General features: G+C 73.4%; 9 protein-coding genes. 1 reads left to right on the top strand and 8 read right to left on the bottom strand.

What is annotated here, in order from left to right:
- The 6 genes from secG to D6689_14210 all read right to left on the bottom strand — a co-directional run.
- Nucleotides 1-503: preprotein translocase subunit SecG (gene secG, locus D6689_14235; protein ID RMH40301.1), on the bottom strand; the 503-nt coding region annotated here is incomplete at its 3' end.
- A 42-nt stretch (nucleotides 504-545) separates the two neighbouring features.
- Nucleotides 546-1,319, bottom strand: a complete 774-nt coding sequence (locus D6689_14230; protein ID RMH40300.1) for a triose-phosphate isomerase — start codon at nucleotides 1,317-1,319, stop codon at nucleotides 546-548.
- Between the two features lie 60 nt (nucleotides 1,320-1,379).
- Complete coding sequence (locus D6689_14225) at nucleotides 1,380-4,487, bottom strand: diguanylate cyclase (protein ID RMH40299.1); 3,108 nt, start codon at nucleotides 4,485-4,487, stop codon at nucleotides 1,380-1,382.
- Between the two features lie 159 nt (nucleotides 4,488-4,646).
- Nucleotides 4,647-5,840, bottom strand: a complete 1,194-nt coding sequence (locus D6689_14220; GenBank protein RMH40298.1) for a phosphoglycerate kinase — start codon at nucleotides 5,838-5,840, stop codon at nucleotides 4,647-4,649.
- A gap of 7 nt (nucleotides 5,841-5,847) precedes the next feature.
- Nucleotides 5,848-6,852: a type I glyceraldehyde-3-phosphate dehydrogenase gene (gap, locus tag D6689_14215; protein RMH40297.1), complete on the bottom strand. Its 1,005-nt coding sequence runs from the start codon at nucleotides 6,850-6,852 to the stop codon at nucleotides 5,848-5,850.
- Between the two features lie 121 nt (nucleotides 6,853-6,973).
- The gene (locus D6689_14210; GenBank protein ID RMH40296.1) at nucleotides 6,974-7,165 is read right to left on the bottom strand and encodes a hypothetical protein; all 192 of its coding nucleotides are present in this window, start codon (nucleotides 7,163-7,165) and stop codon (nucleotides 6,974-6,976) included.
- Nucleotides 7,166-7,550: 385 nt separating this feature from the next.
- On the opposite strand from D6689_14210, the gene D6689_14205 reads away from it, so the two are divergent.
- Complete coding sequence (locus D6689_14205) at nucleotides 7,551-15,296, top strand: hypothetical protein (protein RMH40295.1); 7,746 nt, start codon at nucleotides 7,551-7,553, stop codon at nucleotides 15,294-15,296.
- Between the two features lie 57 nt (nucleotides 15,297-15,353).
- Here D6689_14205 and D6689_14200 read toward each other — a convergent pair whose 3' ends face one another.
- Together D6689_14200 and D6689_14195 are read right to left on the bottom strand one after the other, a co-directional pair.
- A complete protein-coding gene (locus D6689_14200) occupies nucleotides 15,354-18,485 on the bottom strand; it encodes a hypothetical protein (protein RMH40294.1) in 3,132 nt (1,043 codons plus the stop codon).
- Nucleotides 18,323-21,587, bottom strand: a 3,265-nt coding sequence (locus D6689_14195) for a hypothetical protein (GenBank protein ID RMH40293.1), incomplete at its 5' end; no start/stop codon positions are given. The genes D6689_14195 and D6689_14200, both read right to left, overlap by 163 nt.

Here is a 21,587-nt window from a genome sequence, read left to right as displayed (position 1 = left end):
GCGGCCTCGCCGCCCGCGGAGTCGGCGGCCTCGCCGCCCGCGGAGTCGGCGGCCTCGCCGCCCGCGGAGTCGGCGGCCTCGTCGCCCGCGGAGTCGGCGGCCTCGCCGCCCGCGGAGTCGGACGCCTCGCCGGTCGCGGAGTCGGCGGCCTCGCCGCCCGCGGAGTCGGACGCCTCGCCGGTCGACTCCTCGAGCACCTTCTTTCGCTGTTCGGCGCGCTCGAGCGCGGCGGCGCGCGATTTTGCGCTGAGCTGCTTGAGCGGGTCGTCGCCGCCGGAGCTCGCGAAGTAGGCGAGGGTGATCGACGTGAGCATGAACAGGAACGCCGACACCACGGTGAGTTTGGTGAGGAAGTTGCCCGCGCCGCTGCCTCCGAACACCGTGCTACCGCCCGCGCCGCCGAACGCGATACCCATGCCGCCGCCTTTGCCGGCCTGGAGCAAGACGACGAGGATCAGAAACAGGCACACGAGGACGTGGATGACCGTGACGAGGGTGTCCATGGAAACGCCGGTTTCTACCGCACCGCGCCGGTGCGGGCAAGCTCAACGGGCCGCCGCCGCTGCCGCCTTCACGATGGCGACGAACGGCTCGGCGGTGAGGGAGGCGCCGCCGACCAGCGCCCCGTCGATGTCCGGTTGGCGAATGAGATCCGCGGCATTTTCGGGCTTTACGGAGCCGCCGTACTGGATGCGGAGGCCCCGGGCGACATCGGCGCCATACCGACGTTCGACCGCGCTCCGAATGTGAGCGTGGACTTCCTGCGCCTCCTCGGGGGTGGCGGTCCGCCCGGTGCCGATGGCCCACACCGGCTCGTATGCGACGACGACACGCGCCATCTGGTCGGCTGCGATGCCGGCGAGTCCCGCCTCGAGCTGGGCCTGGACGCGGTCGAACGTCTGGCCCGCGTCGCGCTGCGCCTCGGTTTCGCCGACGCACAGGATGACGTTCAACCCGCCGGCGAGCGCGGCGGCCGCCTTGCGGCCGACGCCCACGTCGGTGTCGCCGAAGTGCTGTCGCCGCTCGCTGTGGCCCACGATCGCGTAGTGACAGCCGGCATCGCGCAGCAGCGGCGCCGACACCTCGCCAGTCCACGGGCCTCGGTCTTCCCAGAAACAATCTTGCGCGGCGATGCGGATCGACGTGCCTTCGAGCCGCTTGGCGACCGCGGGGATCGAGGTGAACACCGGGGCGACGCCGACCTCGACGTCGCGCACGACGGCGAGCTGGTTCTTGAGTTCGGTGACGAGCGCGAGTGCCTCGGCGATCGTGTGGTGGAGTTTCCAGTTTCCGAAAACGATGGGCTTGCGGGCGGCCATGGCGGTGGTGTGTACCATGCCATCGGCGGAGCGGTCATCTGACGGGCGCGCTCGGGCGCATCACCGGCGCGCGCCGTCGTCCCACCGCACGCGGAACCGGCAGCGCGCGTGCCCGTCCGCGGTGCATTCGACGTGGTCGGTCGTCACGCGGGCGGCGCCCGTGAGTTCCGCGATCCGCGTGAACGAGCCGGCCAGCAGGGCGCACAGCAGTCGGTCCCCCGGGCTGTCGGCGACCGACAGCACGCACTGGCCCGGGGCGACCTGCTCGGCGCGCACCGATCCCCACGTGTGGTAACGCGACCAGTACCCTTCGGCGGCTCGCAGTACCTTCGCGGTGGGAACGCCGTGCGGGGACGCGCCGAAGAACCGGGAGAACGTCGCGGTCATGGTCGCGCGACCGATGGCCTCGGCGAACGCGGCGGGCTCCTGGACCGTGTCGGCCGCCGCCGCGAGCACGCGCCGCAGGTGGTCGAGCGGAAGCCACACCATCGGAGACAGAGCCGGATCGAGCACCGGCCGCAACTCGGCGTGACGATCGCGGAGGGCGGCGAGCCAGTCGGCGCCGAGGCGGGTCGACAGTACGCGGTACGCGACCCGAAACAGCGCGCCGCGGGTCTGGCCGCCGGCGTGCTGGCCCGACGCGCGCGGTCCCGCGACCGCGCCGCGGCGCGCGGTGAGCGGGGTGCCCGGCGCGCCGGGCGCCGCGCGCAGCCGGGACGTGGCCTCGTCGATGTCGACGCCGAGGGCGCGAGCGGTCGCCGCGATTCGGTTCGACCGACCGTCGTGCGCGTCGCCGGCCTGAGCCGCTGCGCGTTGCAGTGCGTCGGCGAACTCGACCGCGGTGGCGTAGCGTTTGCGCTGGTCGGGATGCAGAGCGCGCAGCAACACCGTGTCGACCGCTTCCGGGAGGTCGGGGCGCAGCTGGCTGGGCGGGGTTGGCGCGTCGTACAGTTGCCGATGCACCACTCGCTCGATCTCACCGCTGCCGAACGGCGCGATGCCGGTGAGCAGCAAGTAGACGGTCGACGCGAGTCCGTAGACGTCGGTTGCAGGGGTTTCCTCGACGTCCATGAACGACTCCGGGGCGGCGAACCCGGGAGTCCCGGCGGCATCGGTCGCATCGTCGCGCCGTTTTGCGACGCCGACGTCGACCAGCACCGCGCGATCGCGGATTCGATCGACGAGAATGTTGGACGGCTTGACGTCGCGGTGGATGAGACCCACGCCGTGCATCGCGTGCAGGGCGCCCGCGACCTCGCTCGCGATGCGCGCCGTCTCGGCGAGGGGCAGTCCGTGCCCGGTTTCGCGCGCGGCGCGTAACAGTTCGCTCGTCGGCTCGCCCTCGACGAGTTCCATCACGAAGAACACGTCGTCGCCGTGTGTGCCGAACGAGTAGACCTGCACGAGGTTCGGATGGTGCAGCGAGGCGAGCATCGCTGCCTCGTCGCGAAACTTCGCGACCAGCTCGTCATCCTGGGCGAGGTCCGCTCGCAACACCTTGATCGCGACCGGGCGCGCGAGGCCGAGATCCTCGCCGCGGTAGACGACCCCCATCGCTCCACGGGAGATTTCGTGCAGTACGCGGTACATGCCGCCGAGAGTGGATCCGGCGGGCAGCACGCCGATGTCGTCGAGTTCGGCGTCGACGGCGCGAAGTTCGTCGCGGGATTGGCCGGTCGGATCGATGATCGCGACCGGTACGCGCATGCGCCGCGCCCGGCGCAGCGCCGCGACCGCGCGGCCGAACGCCGGTTCGCCGGTCGTTTCGTCGGGCTGCACGCTCGTAAGACCGGCGGCACAACCGATGCCGATCTGCAGCCCGTGGTGGACCAGCGGGGTGTCGCGGACGGCGGCGGCGACGTCTTCGATCAACGCTTGGGCTTCGTCGAGTGACGTCTGGGTCAGCAACACGGCGATCTCGTCGCCGCCGAACCGGCCGATGATGTCCTGCGTGCGCAACCGCGCGCGCGCGACCTCGGCGAAGTGCGCAAGCGCGGCATCGCCAGCGACGTGGCCGTACCGGTCGTTGATCTGGCGAAGCTGGTCGAGGTCGAGCACGGCGACGGACAGCGTCTCGCCGCGCCGCTGTGCACCGGCGATCTCGCTGTGGAGGGCGCTTTCCAACGCGCTGCGCGTCCACACGCCGAGCAGTGGGTCGAGGAGCGACGACTCGCGCAGTTTTTCATGCTCCTCGACGAGGCGGTTGTGCGCCGACGTCCACGCCAGCTCGATCGACAGCCGCCGCGCCAGGACGCGGAGCGCGTCGCGTTCGTCGGCGGAGAAGCGACGCGGCCCGGTGTCGACGAGGCACAGGGCGCCCAGCTCTTCGCCACCGGGCAGTTCGATCGGCGCAGCCAGGTAGCTCTCCGGCGGTGCGTCGACGATCGGCTCTCCCGTATCCGCGCCGTCGGAAAACAACACGGTCGTCCCCGCGTTCAGCGCCAGGTCGCAGCGCCACAGCAGCAGCGCCTCGCGTTCTGGGCTGTCGACTCGGCGCGCCGTGCGCGGCCAGTGAGGCTCGTGCGCCGGCCCCCACAGCACGCAATCGGACGCGCGAAACGTCAGCGCCGTGCGCGCGACCAGCGTATCGAGCGCCGGCAGCGTGTCGCCGCCGAGCGTCGTGAGTTCATACAGCTCGCGCAGCCGGGCGGCCTGCCGCGCGGCGGTATCGCCGATGTCGACCACCGCGCCGGCGATCGCCGCGAGGGCCGCCGACGAGATCGGCGGTACGAGTACGCCGTCGATCTCGAGCGGTTGCAACTCCCGTGTGATGTCGTCCGTGCCACAGATGAGGAACACCTGCGGCATCGGCCCCATGTATTCGGTCTGCAGCCGGCGGACGAACCAGTCCCCGCCTTCGCGTTCGGTGTGCAGCGCGCACAGCACGACCGTGGGGCGGTCGGCCGCGAACGCCGCCCAGCCGGCTTCGGCATCGGGGGCGACGCGGTGCGCGATCCCGAGGCGATCGAGAGCGCGGTCGAACGCGGCGCGGGCCGATCGGTCTGGCTCGATGACCAGGACCCGCTGCGCGCCGCGGACCATGGGCGGAATGATACATAAACTTGGTGCGATCGCGGCCAGGGGGCGACCGCACGCATCCGGCGAGCGCGGCCCGGTGCGGACGCGCGCGGCCGCCGCCCGCGGCGCCCCTGGGAGGCTGTTGCGCATAGCCGCTGGCTGCGGTCGCGATCGGCGGGCGATCTTCGGCGTACGCCCTCGCGCCCTCCGGTTACGTATCTGTATGCGCGCCCTCGTGCGCTGCGGGCGTGCGCCGAGCCTCGCCTCGGATCTCGCAACCTCGCTGGCGCGCCTAGACGCGACGGTCAGCTAGTCGCCGGCGAGCGCGGCGATGCCGGGCAGCGGGATGCCTTGGATGAACTCGAGCGAGGCGCCGCCGCCGGTCGACACGTGGGTCATGCGGTCGGCGAGACCGGCGGCCGCGACGGCCGCCGCGCTGTCTCCGCCGCCGACGACGGTGAGCGCCAGCCGGTTGTCCGCGAACGCGCGCGCGACGGCGAACGTTCCCTCGGCGAACGCCGGCTTTTCGAACACACCCATCGGCCCGTTCCAGAACAGCGTACGGCTGCGCGCGATCTCGTCGGCGAACCCGCGCGCCGTGTCCGGCCCGATATCGAGCGCCATCTTGTCGGCTGGGATCGCGTCGATCGGCACCGGCTGGCCCTCGGGCGCGTCGACCGAGTCGGCCACCACGACGTCGATTGGAAGATGGACCTTCACCTGGTTCTCGGCGGCCTTGCGCAACAGAGAGCGCGCGACGAGCAGCTTGTCGCGTTCGACCTTGCTGCGGCCGACGTCGCGGCCCTGCGCCGCGAGGAACGTGTTGGCCATCGCTCCGCCGATCAGCAGTGCGTCGACGCGGTCGAGCAACGAGTCGAGCACCTGGACCTTGTCGGAGACCTTCGCGCCGCCGATGACGGCCGTATACGGCCGGTCGACCTCGCCGAGGAGGCGCGACAACACGTCGATCTCCTTTTTCATGACGAACCCGGCGCCCTTTTCCGCGACGTGCGCGACCATACCGACCGTCGACGCGTGCGCGCGGTGCGCCGTGCCGAACGCGTCGTTGACGTACACGTCGGCGTACGACGCCAGCGCGCGGGCAAACTGATCGTCGTTGGCCTCCTCCCCGGGGTGGAACCGCAGGTTCTCGAGCATCGCGATGTGCCCCTCGCGCAGGTCGGCCACGACCTTGCGGGCGCCGTCGCCCACGGGCTCGTCGGCCAGCGCGACCTCGCGGTCGAGCAGCTCGGCGAGCCGAGCGGCCACCGGTTCCAGCGACAGTTCCGGGCGCACCTGGCCCTTGGGGCGGCCGAGATGCGAGCCAATCACGATGCGCGCGCCGCGGTCGATCGCGTGCTGCAACGTCGGCAGCGCCGCCCGGATGCGCGCGTCGTCGGCGACCTTTCGGTCGTCCGTGAGCGGCACGTTGAAGTCGACGCGGATGAAGACGCGCTTGCCCTCGATCGCGAGCGCGTCGATGCCCCGAATGCGCGAGTACATGGCGCGCTCAGAGCTTGTCGGCCACGAACGCGGCCAGGTCGAACAGGCGCTGCGAATAGCCCGACTCGTTGTCGTACCAGGCGAGCACCTTGACCTGATCGCCGATCACGTTGGTGACGGCGGCGTCGATCGTCGCCGAGTGGGTGTTGCCGTTGTAGTCGATCGACACCAGCGGCTCGTCCGACACGGCGAGGATGCCCGCGAGCGGGCCGGCGGCCGCCTTGCGGTACGCGTCGTTGACGGCTTCGACGGTGGCCGGCTTGGCGACGCGGACCGTGAGGTCGACGACGGACACGTTCGGCGTCGGCACGCGGATCGCCATGCCGTCGAGCTTGCCCTCCAGTTCCGGCAGCACCTCTTTGAGCGCGCGCGCCGCCCCGGTCGTGGTCGGGATCATCGAGACCCCGGCCGCGCGCGCGCGACGCAGATCCTTGTGCGGCAGATCGAGGATGCGCTGGTCGTTCGTGTAGGCGTGGATCGTCGTCATCAGGCCGCTCACGATGCCGAACGTGTCGTGGAGCACCTTCGCCGTCGGAGCCAGGCAGTTGGTCGTGCAGGACGCGTTGCTGATGATGTGGTGCTTGGCGGGATCGTAGGCGGCCGTGTTGATGCCCATCGCGATCGTGACGTCGGGCTGTTTTGCGGGCGCGCTGATCAGCACCTTCTTGGCGCCACCGGCCAGGTGCTTGGCCGCGTTGTCCCGGTCGACGAAGCGGCCGGTCGATTCGATGACGAGGTCCGCCCCGTAGTCCTTCCACGGAATTTGGCCCGGATCGCGCTCGGCCGACACGACGACGCGGTCCCCGTTGATCACGAGCGCGCCGTCGCTGACCTCGACGGTGCCGGGAAACCGGCCGTGCACCGAGTCGTACGTCAGGAGGTGGGCGAGGGTCGCCGCGTCCGTGAGGTCGTTGATCAACACGAGGTCGAACTTGGGATCGCGCGCGAGCGCGCGGACGAACCCCCGACCGATGCGACCGAAACCATTGATACCGACGCGAACCTTCGCCATGGCGTGTGCCTCCTGAGAGAATTCGATGTGCGTGAGAGGGCGCCGACGTTAGACCATCCGGGCGCAAAAAAAAACCGGGGTCGCGGCAGGGCGACCCCGGTCGGCGAAGAAGGTGAAGGCGCTATTGCGGGCGCGACGACAGGTCGGCCGTCACCTCGCTGATCAGCTCCGCGGCAAGTGCGACGATCTGGCGTGAGTCGTATCCCTGGGCGGTGAGCTCTTTGAACATGGACTTGGCCAGGATTCGCACGCCCCGCGCGCGGTCCGCGTCCCGGCCCGCGCGTCCGTCGCCCTGCTTCAGCTGTGGATTCATCATGGCGCCATAGCCCGTAGCACGCGCCGTGCCACGGGACAAGGTCCCGAAATCAGAGCAGGTGTAGGGGGTTCACCCGGCGGGAGCGCGCCGCGGAGGTGCGTAACGTTCGCGCTCGACCGCGCACCGGGCTACGCACCCTTGCAGCCTGCGTGACGCCGCGTACGCACTTCGGCGCCGGCGCGCGGCGACGGGCCGCCGCCGCGCGCGCACTTCGGCGGCGGCGCGCGGCTCGGCGCGCCGGCGGCCATCGCGCGAAAAGCCGGGCGTGCGGCGCGGGCGGGCGGCGCGACGGGGCGCGTTCGGTGGCGCCGGGGGACCACGGAACCTCGCGAACTTGATACCCTCTCGGTCCGGGAACACCACAACGAGGGGGATCGCCATCGTGAGCCCGCGCAATGACGGAGGTTCGAGCGCTACCACTCCGCCGGTCGAGGCCGCCGCCGACGCGGCCGTCGCCGAACCGGAGTCGACCGCGGCCTGGGAGCGGCTGGAGCAGGCCGCGGCCGATGCGGACGAGCCCGAGGCCGCGATGCGCGCGTACGCCGCCGCCGTCGCCGGCGACCTGGGCCCCGACGCGATCGTCGCCGTCGCGCGCCGCGCGGTCGACTTTCACGATCAATGGTTCGGCGATGCGACGCCCGAACTGCGCCGGGTCCTCGAGCGCGTGCTCGCCGTCGCTCCCTCGGCGGACTGGGCGTTGCGGCGGCTGTCGGTCGCGCTCACGGCAGCCGAAGCGTGGTCCGATTTGCTCGCGCACTACGACCGCGCGCTCGCGACCGATCTCCCGAAGTCGCGGCGTGCGGCGCTGTTGGAGGAGGCGGCCAACGTCGCCAAGGACTTCGCCGCAGACTACGACCGCGCGATCACCTACCTGACGGAACTGCGCCGCCTGCGGCCGCGCAACAAGCCGGTCGCGCTGGCGCTCGAGCGGTTGCTCGACCGGCAAGAGCGCTGGCGAGATCTGATCGACCTGTGGACCGAGCGCCTCGACCTGCTGTCGGGCGACGAGGCGCTGCGCACGCGCGAGCGGATCGCGGCGTGTTGGCTCGAGCGGCTCGGCCGGCCGGACGAGGCGCTCGCCGCGATCGAGGCGCTGCTGCCGGAAGCGGACGACGACACCGAGGCGTGCCGGCTGCTCGAGGCGATCGCGACCGGCGAGGCGGCGACGGACGACGTGCGCGAAGCGGCGCTGCGGCTGTTGCGCGGCCGCTACGAGGCCGCCGGTCGCGAGCGCGACTTCGTGGCGGTGCTCGAGGCAGCGCTGGAACGGTTCGCGCCGACTCGGCGCGCCGGCCTGCGCGCGGAACTCGGCCGTCTGTTGGCGGACATCGGCGAGGGGGCCGCGTCGCTCGATCACTATGCGGCGTTGCTCGAACACGCGCCGGACGATGCGTCGGCCGAGGAGGAACTGCGCCACCTGGCGCGGCAGACCGGCGCGCTCGACCGCTACGCGAACGCGCTGGTGACGGCGGCGAGCGCGGCGGCGCCGGCGCGCGCGCTGCACCTGTTGCGCGAGGCCGCGCGCGTCCGGCGCGACGATCTCGGCGACCGCGATGGCGCGATCGCCGCGCTGCGCGCCGCGTACTCGCTCGACGCGGAGCCGGGAGACGTCGCCGCCGCGTGTCGCGAACTCGACGAGCTGCTCGCTGCGGCCGGCAGGAACGCCGACCGGCTGCCGGTGCTCGAACGGCTCGCGCAGGTCGAGCGGCGGGACGCGGAACGCCGCCGGGTGCTCGCCGAGTTGGCGCGCGTGGCCGACGGGATCGGCGAGCGCGATCTGGCGGTGACGATGTGGCAGCGGCGGTTGGCGGACGATCCGGCCGACCGCGAGGCGATGGACGCGCTCGTAGCCCTGCACGAAGACCGCGGCAGCTGGCGTCTGTTGGTCGACGCGCTGCGGCGGCGCGCCGAGGGACCGCAACCGGACCACGGCAAGCGCGCCGACCTCGTGCGCGCCGCGGAGGTGCTCGCCGAGCGCCTCGACGATCCGGACGGCGCGATCGCCCTGTACGAGGAGGTGCACGCGCGGTTCGGCGAGTCTCCCGCGACCGTGGAAGCGCTCGCCGCTCTGTTGCGCAGGCAACAAAAGTGGGACGCGCTGGCCGCGTTGCTCGATCGCGCGTCGGCGCGCGAACTTGCGCGCGCGACCGACTGGCTCGGCCGCCTCGGGGACGTGTGCCTCCATAACCTCGACGACCCGATTCGTGCGGCCGCGGCCTACGCGCGCGCTGTCGACGTCGATCCGCACGACGTCCGTGCGCGCGAGGGGCTGCGAGCTCTCGCGGGATCTGACGGCGACGCGCGCCGACTCGCGCTCGACGCGCTATCGCGTGCGGCGGCGCGCACCGGGCAGTGGGAGCAGGCGCTGGAGCTCGTCGACGCGCGGGTGGCCGCCGCGGCGACCGACGCCGAACGCGTCGCGATCTGGCGGGAGGCGGCGGAGCTGTACGAGCGGCGGGCGAACGACCTCGCGGCGGCGCAAGCGGCGCTGGCCGCAGCGCTGCGCGCCGCGCCGGCGGATCGATCGCTGGCGGCGGAGTTGGAGCGTGTCGCCGACGCGCGAGGCGCCACCGACGAGCTGGCGGCTGCCCTCGCGGCGGCCGCCGAGGCGGCGCCCGACGCGGAGGTCGCGGCGCGGCTGCGCGAGGCCGAGGGGCGCGCGCACGAGCGGCGCGGCGATCCGGCGGCGGCGCAGGCCGCGTATGCCGCCGCGGCGGCTGCGCGGCAGCCGGACGTCGACCTGCTCGACGCGCTGGCGCGCGCGGCGGCCGCGGCCGGCGACTGGACGGCGGCGGCGGGCGCCGTGGTCGACGCGATCGCGCGCGAGGGCTTCGGCGATGGCGACCGGGTGGCGCGCCTGGCGGCGGCGGCGGGCGATGCGCTGGCCGCCGCGGCGAGCGCGCTGGCCGACGCGATCGGCGCGCGTTCCGACCTGGCGGCCCGCGACGCGTCGCGCGTCGAGCTGGTGCTCGCGTCGTGGTTCCGCGATCGGCTCGGCGACCGCGACGCCGCGATCGCGGCGCTGCGGCGCGCGTTGGCGCGGGTGCCGGGGCAGGTGCCGGCGCTGGTGCAACTCGTCGAGCTGTTGCGCGCCGAGCCGGGCGCCGCGCTGTACGACGCGCTGCGCGAACTCGCCGAGGTCGTGGTCGACGACCTCGACGCCCTGTCGGATGCCGCGGCGGTGGCGCGCGACGTGCTCGGCGATCCGGCGCGCGAGCGAGTGGTGCTCGAGGCGCTGATGGCGCGGGCAGTGCGCGCGTGGCGGACCACCGACGATCCGTCGCGCGCCGCGACCGCCGCCGCCGCGTCGATCGACGCGGCCACCCGGCTCGTCGACCTCGCGCTTGCCGCCGGCGACGCCGAGCGGGCGCTCGCGCTGCTCGACGAGGCGGCGCAGTGGCCGGTGGACGCGGAGCGCCGCCGTGCATTCCGCCTGCGCGCTGCCGCGATCGCCGAGGAAGTCGGCGCGCCGCGGCGTGCGGCGGCGCTGTATCGCGCGGCGCTGCAAGACGCGCCGGACGACGACGCCGTGCTCGACCGGCTCGCTTCGTTGTACGAGCAACTTGACGAGGTCGGCGAGCTGTTGTCGGTGCGCCGCGCGCAACTCGGCCGAGCGGCCGAGCCGGAGCGCCGCGTTGCGCTGCGCCTCGACCTGTGCCGGCTCGCCGGCGAACTCGAGCGGCGAGCGGCGCGGTTGGACGCGCTGCGCGACAACTTGCGCGAGCTGCCGGGGCACCGGGAGTCGATCGACGCGCTGTGCGACTTGCTGGCCGAGCGGGGCCGCCTCGCCGAGATGGTCGACCTGCTCGCCGACCAGGCTGCGCAGATCGAGGCGGCCGGCGGCGACGTCGCGTACGCCGCGGCTCTCCTGCTGCGGGCCGCGCGCGTGTGCGAGCGCGACCTCGGCGACGCCGATCGCGCCATCGCGCTGTACCGCGATGCCGTGCGGCTGGCGCCGACCGCGGCCGAGGCGCTCGACGGCCTCGCGCGGTTGCACGTCGCGCGGGGGGAGCACGCGCAGGCGGTCCCGTGGCTCGAGCAGTGGCTCGATCGCGCCGGCGGCGAGCGAGGGCCGGTCACGCTTCGGCTGGCGCGCGCGCTGCTCGCGGCCGGCGACCGCGAGGGCGCGATCGCGCGGCTCGAAGCCGCCGGCGATGCGCGGGTCGCGGATCCGGCGCTGCGCGAGCTGTTGGCGTCGTTGTACCGCGACGCCGGCGCGCACGAGCCGCTCGCGCGTCTGCTGACCGATTCGTTGGATGCGCTCGCCGACGCGGACGCCAAGCTCGCGGCGGCTCGCGAGGCCACCTCGCTGTACCGCGACGTGCTCGGCGAGCCGGCGCTGGCCGTCACGGCGCTGCGCAAGGCGCTCGCCGTGTCGCCGGGTGACCCGGTGTTGCGGACGCAACTGGCCGAGGGGTTGCGCTTGGCGGGCCGCCTCGACGAGGCCCGCGCCGAACTGGCCGCATTGCTCGAGGAGTTCGGTCGCCGCCGGTCGCCGGAGCGCGCCGCGGTTCACCATCAGCTCGCGCTCGTGGCGCGCGACGCCGGCGACATCGACGCGGCGATCGCCGAGCTGCAGGCCGCGGCGAAAATGGACCGGGACAACGCCGACGTGCTCGTCGCGCTCGCTGAGCTGGCGCGCGAGCACGGGCGCGTGTCCGAGGCCGAGCGCGCGTACCGGTCGCTGTTGCTCGTCGCGCGGCGCAGCGCACGCGACGACGTCGACGCGATCGGACCGAGCGAGGTGTTGATCGCTCTGCATCACCTGGCGCGCGAGTCGGGAGACGAGGAGCGCGCCGCGGAGCTGCGCGAGTCGGCGGTCGAAACCGCCATCGAATCTGACGTCGAGGTCCGCCGCGCGCGGCGCGCGCTCGTCCGGCAAGGCGACTACGACACGCTGCTCGAGATCCTGCAGGAGCGGCTCGGGTTGGTCACCGACGACGCGGCGCGTGCGCAGACGCTCGCGTATCTGGCCGAGGCACTCGACAAGCTCGGCCGCGGCGACGAGGGGCTCGACGCGCTGTTGCGTGCGCTCGAACACGCGCCCGGCCGCGAGGACCTGCACGACGCGGCGCGCGCGGCCGCGCGCGCCGAGGGGGCGACCGGGCGCTACGTCGACGTCGTGCGTGAACTCGCCGGCCGCGCGCGGCGCCGCGAGGACGCCGAGCGTGCGGCGGTGTTGTGGTGGAAGCTCGGCGAGGCATACGAGCACGACGTCGGCGATCTCGACGCGGCGGTCGACGCGTACGAACGGATGGAGAGGACCGGCGCGAGGCGCGCCGACGCGCTGTCGGCGCTCGCGCGAGTCCACGGCGCCCGCGGCGACGCGCAGGCGCAGGCGCAGGCGCTGTCCGAGCTGTTGCGCATGGTCGACGCCGCGCCGCCCGAGGCGCGCGCCGACGCGCTGTACCAGCTCGCGGAGCTGCGGCTCGTCGATCCGACGACGCACGCCGACGGCCTGGCGCATTTGGAGGAGGCGCTGCGCGTTGACGCGCGGTTCGACCGGGCGGCGGCGATGTTGCGCGCGGCGCTCGACGCCGTGCCGGAGTCGGCAGCGGCGCTCGATCTGTACGCAAAGGTCGCGCGGCGGTCCGGCGACCGGGAGCGGATCCTCGACAGCGTCGAGCGCCGCGTGGCGGCCGGCGTCGCGACGCCCGACGAGATCCGGGCGGCCGCCGAGGACGCGGCGGCGCTCGGCGCGGTCGATCGGGCCGAGGCGCTGCTCGCGGCGGTCGTCGACCGGGCGCGCGCGTCCGGCGAGGGCCTCGCCGGCACCACGTGGGCGCCGGTGGCGCTCGCCCGCCTGCGACAGGACCGCGGCGACCACGCCGGCGCCGCCGATCTGCTACTCGAGACGGCCGCGGCCGTGGGCGTCGACCCGGTGTGGAACGACGCGATCGCGTGCGCGCTGGCCGCGCGCGACGCCGGCGCGCTCGACGTCGCCGCGCGCGTGCTCGGCGCGCTGCGCGAACACCGGCCGTCCGACCGCGACGCGTGGGAGCCGCTGTTCGACGTATACGCGGCGCTCGGCGACCACGCGCGCCTCGAGGCGCTCGCCGGCGAGCTTCTGCCGGCGCTGGTCGACGTCGGCGAACGCAACCGGCTGCGCATGAAGTTCGCCGCGGTGCTCGCGGGCGACGACGCCGGCCGCCGCAGCGCGATCGAACTGTACAAGGACGTCCTGCTCGACGACCCTGCGAACGCCGAGGCCGCGGAGCGGCTCGAGGCGCTGCTCGAGCAGACCGGCAGCCACGACGAACTCATCGCGTTTTTGCACCAGCGGTTCGAAGACGCCCGGCAGTCGGGCGACCCGGCCGCAGTCGCCGCGGCGGCGCGGCGGCTCGGCGCGCGGCTCGAGCCGGTCGACCGCGCCGAGGCGGTGGCCGTCTACCGCGTCGCCGCCGAGGTCGCGCCGGACGACGCCGCGCTGTTGCGCGCGCTGGTCGACGCGCTCGGCGACGACGCCGACCCGGCCGAGCGCGCGGGGTGGCTCGAGCGGTTGCTCGCCGTGTCCGAGGGCGCCGACGCCGCCGCGATCGCCGAGGCCCTGTACGATGCGCGGTTGGCGGCCGGGGACGAAGCGGGCGCGCAGCGCGCGCTCGAGCTCGGCGTGAAGGCGGCGCCCGACAGCGACCTGCGCGACCGGCTCGAAGCGTGGTATCGCGAGCGCGGCATGGCGCGGCCGCTGGCCGACCTGCTCGCGGACGAGGCGCGGCGCGCCGGCGGGGGCGCCGACGCGGTTGCGCGCTGGCTGGACGCGGCGCGACTGTACCGCGGCGCCGGCGACACCGACGCCGCGATCGAGGCGCTGCGGTGCGCGGCCGATGTCGCGCCGGGCGATCTGGATGTGCTGGCCGAACTCGTCCGCACGCTGCGCGACCGCGGCGAGGTCGACGCGGCGATCGCGGCGTCGACCCGCGCGCTCGACGCGCTCGCGCCGGACGCGCCGGAGCGGGCGGCCGTGTTGATGTTGCAGGCCGAGGTCGAGCTGTCCGCGGGCAGCTCGGCCGCCGCCGTCGCCGATCTCGAGGAGGCGTTCGCGATCGACCCGGATCGGGCCGGCGACGCGCTGCGCGCCGCGCTCGAGCAGGCGCGGATCGAGGCGCGCCAGCGCGACGACGCGTCGCTCGAGCGCGTGGCGACGCGGCGGCTGGCGGATTTGCAGCGGGCATCCGGCGACCTCGACGCGGCGCGGGCGACGCTCGCCGAGTGGCTCGAGCGGGCGCCGGACGACCGCGACGCGCTGGCGGCGGCGGTCGCGCTCGATGCGGAGCGGGGCGCGTGGGCGGAGGTGATCGACGGCTGCAACCGGCTCGTGCAGACCGAGCAGGGCGACGCGCAGGTGCGCGCGGCGCTGCAGCTCGTCGACGCGGCCGAGCGCGCCGGCGACCTGGCCGCGGCGCGTCCGGGGCTCGAGCTGGCGGCGCGCGACAACCCCGACGCCCAGGAGCTGCGGGCGGCGCTGCGGCGGGTGTACGAGGCGGCCGGCGCATTCGACGAGCTGGCGAAGCTCGCGCTCGCCGACGCGCGGGACGCCGCCGACGAAAGCGCGCGGTTCGCGGCGCTGATGGAGGCGGCGGACCTGTTCGTGCGCGCCGGCGACGGCGATCGCGCGATCCTGGCGCTCGACTCGGCGCGCGCGTTGCGGCCCGACGACGAGGAGCTGACGCTGCGCTACATCGATGCGCTGGTCGCCGCGGGCCGGCTCGACGAGGCGCGCGAGGCGCTCGCGCCGCTCATCGCCAACACCCCGGTGCGGTCGAAGCGGATGGCGCCGCTGCAGCTTCGCGAGGCGCGGCTCGCGCGCGCGGCCGGCGACGCCGCGGGCGAGCTGCGCGCGCTGCAGCAGGTGTTCGACATCGAGCGCGACAACGGCGCGGTGGCGGCCGAACTCGCGCGCGCGGCCGAGGAGTGCGGCGATATCGCGCTGGCGATCAAGGCGCTGCGCACGATCTCGCTCAAGAAGCTCGAGGGGCCGATGACGCCGCGCGACGCGGTGTGCGCCGAAGCGCGCCTGGAGCTGGCCCGCGGCAATCCGGGCAAGGCGCGCATGTTGGTGCGCAAGGTGCTCCGCGAGCAGCCGGACTACGGGCCCGCGATCGAGATCCTCGAGGCGGCGCAGAAGTAGCGGCGGGGCGCCGACCGCGCGCCGCCGAGGCGCGAGGCCCGGGCCTCGCCGCGCCGGCTACGGGCAGGTGCCGGCCGGCACGCACTGGTCGGCGCACAGCTCGGTGCCGGTCGGGCAGCAGTAGCCGTTTTGGCACGTCTCGCCCGGGGCGCACGCCGCGCCGCACGCGCCGCAGTGGGCCTCGGACGTCGCCAGGTCGACGCACGTGCCGCCGCAGTCGGACTGGCCGGCCGGGCACGACCGCGCGCAGCAGCGGAAGCCGACGTTCGGGAACCGGAAGCTCGCGTCCGCGACGGTGAAGTCGAAGTCGCAGGTGAGCCCGCCGGACGGGTTGTCGTAGGCCCCGCCTCGCAGGGTGTGGACGGTCACGCCGGACACCAGCCGCGGGTCCGTGACCCACTCCTTGACGTTGCCCGACTGGTCGAAGCTGCCGTCGGCCGACACGCAATCCGTCATCGTGCCGGTCGCCACGGGAATGTCCTCGTTATTGCCGCCCGGGATCGGATCGTAATCCGAGCCGTTGCACGTATTCGGCTCGTAGGTGTTGCCGTACGGGTACACGCGGTCGGCGGCCCCCTCGCAGAACCGGCCCCACTCGTCGGTGACGACGTTGCCGCTGCCGTCGCGGGTGACCTCGCACAGGCGCATCCCGGCGGCGGCGCACGCGGCGGCCGCGTCGTCGTAGCTCACGTTGCGCCACGGCAACACGCCGGCCAGCGAGCACGCGCGCGACTCGACGGTGCCGGCGGAGGTCGCCGTCGCGTCCGGCCGCGCCGCCTCGTAGCGGTACATCACCACCGACTGCCCGCCGATCGCCAGCGGTCCGACGAGCGCGTCTCGCACGCCCGAGAAGCCGCCGAAGTCGTACGGCTCGTCGACGTGCCCGTCGCAGTCGTCGTCGAGCGCGTTGCACACCTCCGGCGCGGGCGTCGCCCCCGGCGACGTGATCGCGCACTGCAGGCCGTCGCCGGCGGCGTTGCACACGAGCGTCCCCGTTCCGCGGCACGCGCCGAGCTTGCGCGTCGTGCCGAAGCTGCCGTCCTCGCCGCACGCGCTGCCCTTGAGCGCGAACGGCTCGTCCACGCCGGTGTCGCAGTCGCCGTCGCGGCCGTCGCACACGGTCTCCTCGAGCGCGAGGCTCACCCCGTCGGCGGCCAGTTCGATGGCGGCGCCCGCGGCGGCGAGCTCTTTGTAGTTGCAGCGGAATCCCTCGGCACCGGCACAGATCACGGTCGCGCCGGCGCATTCTCCCGCCGTCCGGCAGAAGTTCGGCGGCGGTGTCACTTCGTCGACCTGCTTGTCGCAATCGTTGTCGATTCCGTCGCACACTTCGACGCCCGTCGGCGTGCAGGCGTACTCGCAGCCGTTGGCGGGATCGCCGTCGACGTCGACGTAGCCCGCCTCGCACGCGACGACCGTGCACTGGCCCGCCGAGCACCCCTCGACCGCGTGTGGCAGATCGCACGGCGTGCAGTCGCCGCAGAAGCGCGGATCGTTGGCCTTGTCGAACCCGTTGTCCGGCGTGCCGTCGCAGTCGTCGTCGATGCCGTTGCACGTCTCCGGCTGCGGGCCGACGCCGCCGGTACACACGATCGACCCGCCCACGCAGTCGGTGGTGCCGAATTCGCACGCGCCCTGGTCGGTGCCGCACGGCGCGCCGCCGCCGGGATTGCCCTCGTCCACCGCTCCGTCGCAGTCGTTGTCGACGCCGTCGCACACCTCGGCGCCGGTCGCGACGCAGGCGTACTCGCAGCCGTTATTCGGATTGCCGTCGATGTCGTAGAAGTTGGGCTCGCACGCGCCCATCGCGCACGTGCCGGCGGCGCAGGTCGCCGCCGCGTGGGGGAAGGAGCACTGGTTGCCGCAGGCGCCGCAGTTCGCCGGATCCGACAGCGTGTCGAAGTCCTCGTCGACCGCGCCGTCGCAGTCGTTGTCGGCGCCGTCGCACACCTCGGCGCCGGTGACGATGCAGGCGTACTCGCAGCCGTTGCCCGGTTCGCCGTCGAGGTCGTGGAAGCCGAACGTACACGGCCCCATCTGGCACGAGCCGCCTACGCACGTGGGCGTCGCGTGGTCGAACGCGCACACCTCGCAGGTCGGGCCGCACGCGAGCGGGTTTGTGTCGGTCGAAAACCCGTTGTCCTTCGTGCCGTCGCAGTCGTCGTCCTTGTTGTTGCAGCGTTCGACCGTCGGGCCGACCGCGCCGACGCAAAACAGGGTGCCGAACGAGCACGTGGTGACGCCGGGCGAGCACTCGCCGACGTCCGTCCCGCACGGCGCGCCGCCGCCCGGGTTGCCGTCGTCGATGGTGCCATCGCAGTCGTTGTCGACGCCGTCGCAGATCTCGACCCCGCCGTTGGTCGGCGTGCACTTGTATTCGCAGCCTGGCACGGCCGGGTCGACGTCGACGAAGCCGGTTTCGCAGGTGTCGATCTCGCAGGCGCCGGCGACACACTTGGCGGTGGCGTGCAGCAGGTTGCACGCGTTGCCGCACGCGCCGCAGTTGAGCGGGTCGCTGTCGACGTTGAAATCCTCGTCGATGGCGCCGTCGCAGTCGTTGTCGACTCGGTCGCACGCCTCGGTGCCGCCGTTGGTCGGGATGCAGAAGTACTCGCACCCATTCGAGCTCTCGCCGTCGAGATCGATGTAGCCGGGGAAGCAGTCGCCCTGCTCGCAGGTGCCGGCGTTGCACAGGCCGAACGCGAAGTCGTACGTGCAGCGATTGCCGCACGCACCGCAGTGGTTCGGATCCGAGTCGAGGTTGAAGTCCTCGTCCACCTCGCCGTCGCAGTCGTCGTCGACTCCGTTGCACGCTTCGACGTTCGGCAGACAGGCGTCGGGTTGCGGCGCGGCGTCGACCGTCGGCCCGGCGTCGATGCGCCCCGTGCCGCCGCCGTCGCCGCCCACACCGCCTCCGTCGCCCACGCCGCCGCCGGCGTCGCCGCCGCCCGCGCCACCGATGGCATACGGCGACACGTCGCACCCGGCCGCCGCGACCAGCGCGGCCAGCAGCCACCGCGCCGCGGTCATCGCCGCCCTCCCGTCCGGCGACGCCGCGCGAGCGCGAGCGCCCACGCGGCCACCAGCGCCGTCAACCCGCCGCCGTCCCCGCGCCCGCCGGGCGCCGCGCGGCAGCCGCCGCCGGCGGCGGTCACGTAGTCCACCGGTGGCGGCGCCGGCGGTTCGCACGCGAAGCCGCCGTTCGGCAGCAGGACGCACGCGTCGCCGGCCGGGCACTGCCCGGTCGAACACGGGTCGGGAATGCACTCGCCGCTTATCGGCACGCACACCTCGCCGGGTTTGCACGACACGCCCTCGCAGTTGGGGTTTTCGCACTCGCCGGTGTCCGGGTTGCACAGCTTGTCGAACGGACAGTCCACGCCGGCGCACCGGTCGGGTTGGCACGCCCCGTCGATGCAGATCTCCATCGGGCCGCAGTCGCAAGGCATGCACGTGTCGTCTTTGCACACTTCGTCGGGCATGCACGGGTTCGGGTCGCACGGACGGTCGACGCACTGGCCGACGCCGGCGTCGTCCGCCATGCACACCTCGCCCTCCATGCACTTCGCGGGCAGGTCGAAGCAGTCGAGGCAGAAGCCGTTGCGGCACTCTTCGCCGTCGCGGCATTCGACGCCGGCGCACAGGTCGACGCAGTCGCCGGTGGTCGGGTCACAGCGGAATCCCGGGTCGCAGGTGACCGCCGCGCACGGGTCGGGCACGCAGAACCGTCCCTCCGGGAAGGTCATGCACGAAAACCCGCCGGGGCAGGGGAACTCGCCCGACTCGCACGGCACGATGCACGTGCCCTCGTGGCACAGGTTGGACGGGTCGGGACACTCGGCGAACTCGTCCGCCTCGCCGTCGCAGTCGTCGTCCAGTCCGTTGCACACCTCCGGCCGCGGCCCCTGGTAGCCGACGCATTCGATGGTTCCGTTGACGCACGCGGTGCTGCCGAACTCGCACTCGCCGGTGTCGCCGATCGCCTCGAAGCCGGGATCGGTGCAGTCCTCGCCCTCGCCCGGCACCGGCGACTCGTCGACGAAGCCGTCGCAGTCGTCGTCCTCGCCGTTGCAGATCTCGGGGCTGCCGGACGACGGCGACCCGCACTCGAGCATGCCATCGTTGCACTCCCAGTAGCCGGGTTCGCACATGCCGATGGCCGGCGAGCACTCGGTGCCGACGACCGGCAGCGGATCGCCGGGCGGGTTCTCGTCGACTTCGCCGTCGCAGTCGTCGTCGAGGCCGTTGCACACCTCGGTGCCTGGCGACCCGGGCGGCGCGTCGCACTCGGTGCCGGCGCCGCCGGGGGCGCACACGGTCGTGCCGGTGAACCGGCACACGCCCGTCATGCCGTTGTCGCAGGCGGTGCCGAGATCGGGGAAGTCCTCGTCGATGGCGCCGTCGCAGTCGTCGTCGAGGCCGTTGCACAGCTCGGCGGTCGGCCCGACCGCGCCGGTGCACTCGAGGCTGCCCGCGTTGCACACCCACACGCCGAATCGGCATTCGCCGGCGTCCGACGGCACGGTGACGCCGCCCGGCGCCTGGTCGCACGAGGTGCCCAGCATCGGGTCGGTCTCGTCGGTGAGCCCGTTGCAGTTGTTGTCCTTGCCGTCGCACACCTCGGCGGCCGGTCCGACCTCGCCGACGCACTCGGGTGCGCCGCCGACGCACCGGAGCGTCCCCGGAGAACACTCGCCGACGTCGGTGCCGCACGGATCGCCGAACGGCGAGCCCAGCCCGTCGTCGACCGCGCCGTTGCAGTCGTTGTCCTTGCCGTCGCACGTCTCGGGCGTCGGGTCGATCTCGCCGACGCACACGAGTGACCCGCCGAGGCAGGTGAGCGTGCCCGGGGCGCACTCGCCGACGAACGGCGGCGTGCCGCACGAGCCGCCGCCGCCCGGGTTGCCCTCGTCGATCTGGCCGTCGCAGTCGTTGTCGATGCCGTCGCACACCTCGGCGCCGGCCGTCTCGTCGATCTCGCCGTCGCAGTCGTCGTCGAGGCCGTTGCACGGAATCTCGGCGCTCGGCGTGACCTCGCCGACGCACGCGCCGAACGCACCGGCGCCCACGTCGCACGTCTCGATGCCGAACTGGCACACGCCGACGCAGGTGTCGGTCGCCAGGTCGCAGCCGGTCGCCGCCGTATAGCACTTGCGGGAGATGCCGTCGACGATCGTGTCGCAGTCGTTGTCCTTGCCGTCGCACACCTCCGGCGACGGGCCGGTCCCGCCCGTGCACACCACGCCGCTGGAGCCGGCGCACGTCGTCGTGCCGAACGCGCACTCGCCGATGTCGATCCCGCAGGTGTCGCCGACGCCAGGCAGCGGCGGCTCGTCGATCTCGCCGTCGCAGTCGTCGTCGAGGCCGTTGCACACCTCGGTCTGCGGCGTGCACGGCGTGCACGAGATGCCGTCGTCGACCAGGCCATTGCAGTCGTCGTCGACGCCGTTGCACACCTCCGGCGTGCCGGTGCCCGGCGTCGCGTCGCACTCGACGCCGAGCTGGTCCGCGGTGCACACGAACGTCCCGGTGTCCAGACACGCGCCGACGCCCTCGGAGCATGGCGAGCCGAGCGACGGGAAGTCCTCGTCGATCTCGCCGTCGCAGTCGTCGTCGAGGCCGTTACACAGCTCCGTCTTGATGGAGTCCTGGACGATCTCGGCCAGCGCGGCCTGCAGTTCGAGCTGGTTGCTCGCGCGAAACGCGGTGTTGCGGCACAGCCCGGCCGCCTCGTTGGCCGCCGAGCAGCCCGCGTCGGCGATCGCGTCGAGGTCCTGTATCGTCTGGCAGTTCGGGTCGCCCGGCGGGCAGATGGCGAATCCGATGACGTGGACGGCGACGTCGATGGTGACGCCGCCCCCGAGGTCGATGCCCTGGAGCGCGGCCGCCGCGTCGATCGCGTCTTGTACGGCCTCGCAGCTCTCGCCGCCGTCGGTGAGCACGACCACGGAGTAGTTGCGGCACGCCGCGCGCGCGTCGGCGGGCAGGGTCGTCGCCACGAGGTCGGCGCGGATGTCGCGCAGCGACGCCGCGATCGGCGTGCCGCCCATCGCCTTGATCTCGGCGCCGTCCGCGTCCGTGTGGTTGATGTACGCCAGGATCTGGTCGTAGTTGTCGTCGAACTCGGTCGCGGGGAAGTCGACGAGCTTGTCGCCGCCGAGGGGCTCACACCCCGAGCCGTAGTCGAAGATGCCGGCGAACGGCACGTAGCGGCTCGTCACCGGCGCCGGACACGACACCGTCGACGTGCCGTCGAGCGGACTCGTGCCGCCGACGCGGACGTCGTCCCAG

Source organism: Deltaproteobacteria bacterium, from assembly GCA_003696105.1.
In the GTDB taxonomy this organism is placed as follows: domain Bacteria; phylum Myxococcota_A; class Polyangia; order Haliangiales; family J016; genus J016.
Note: the sequence above shows the minus strand (reverse complement) of the source record. Positions and strands in the feature narration are given on the sequence as shown.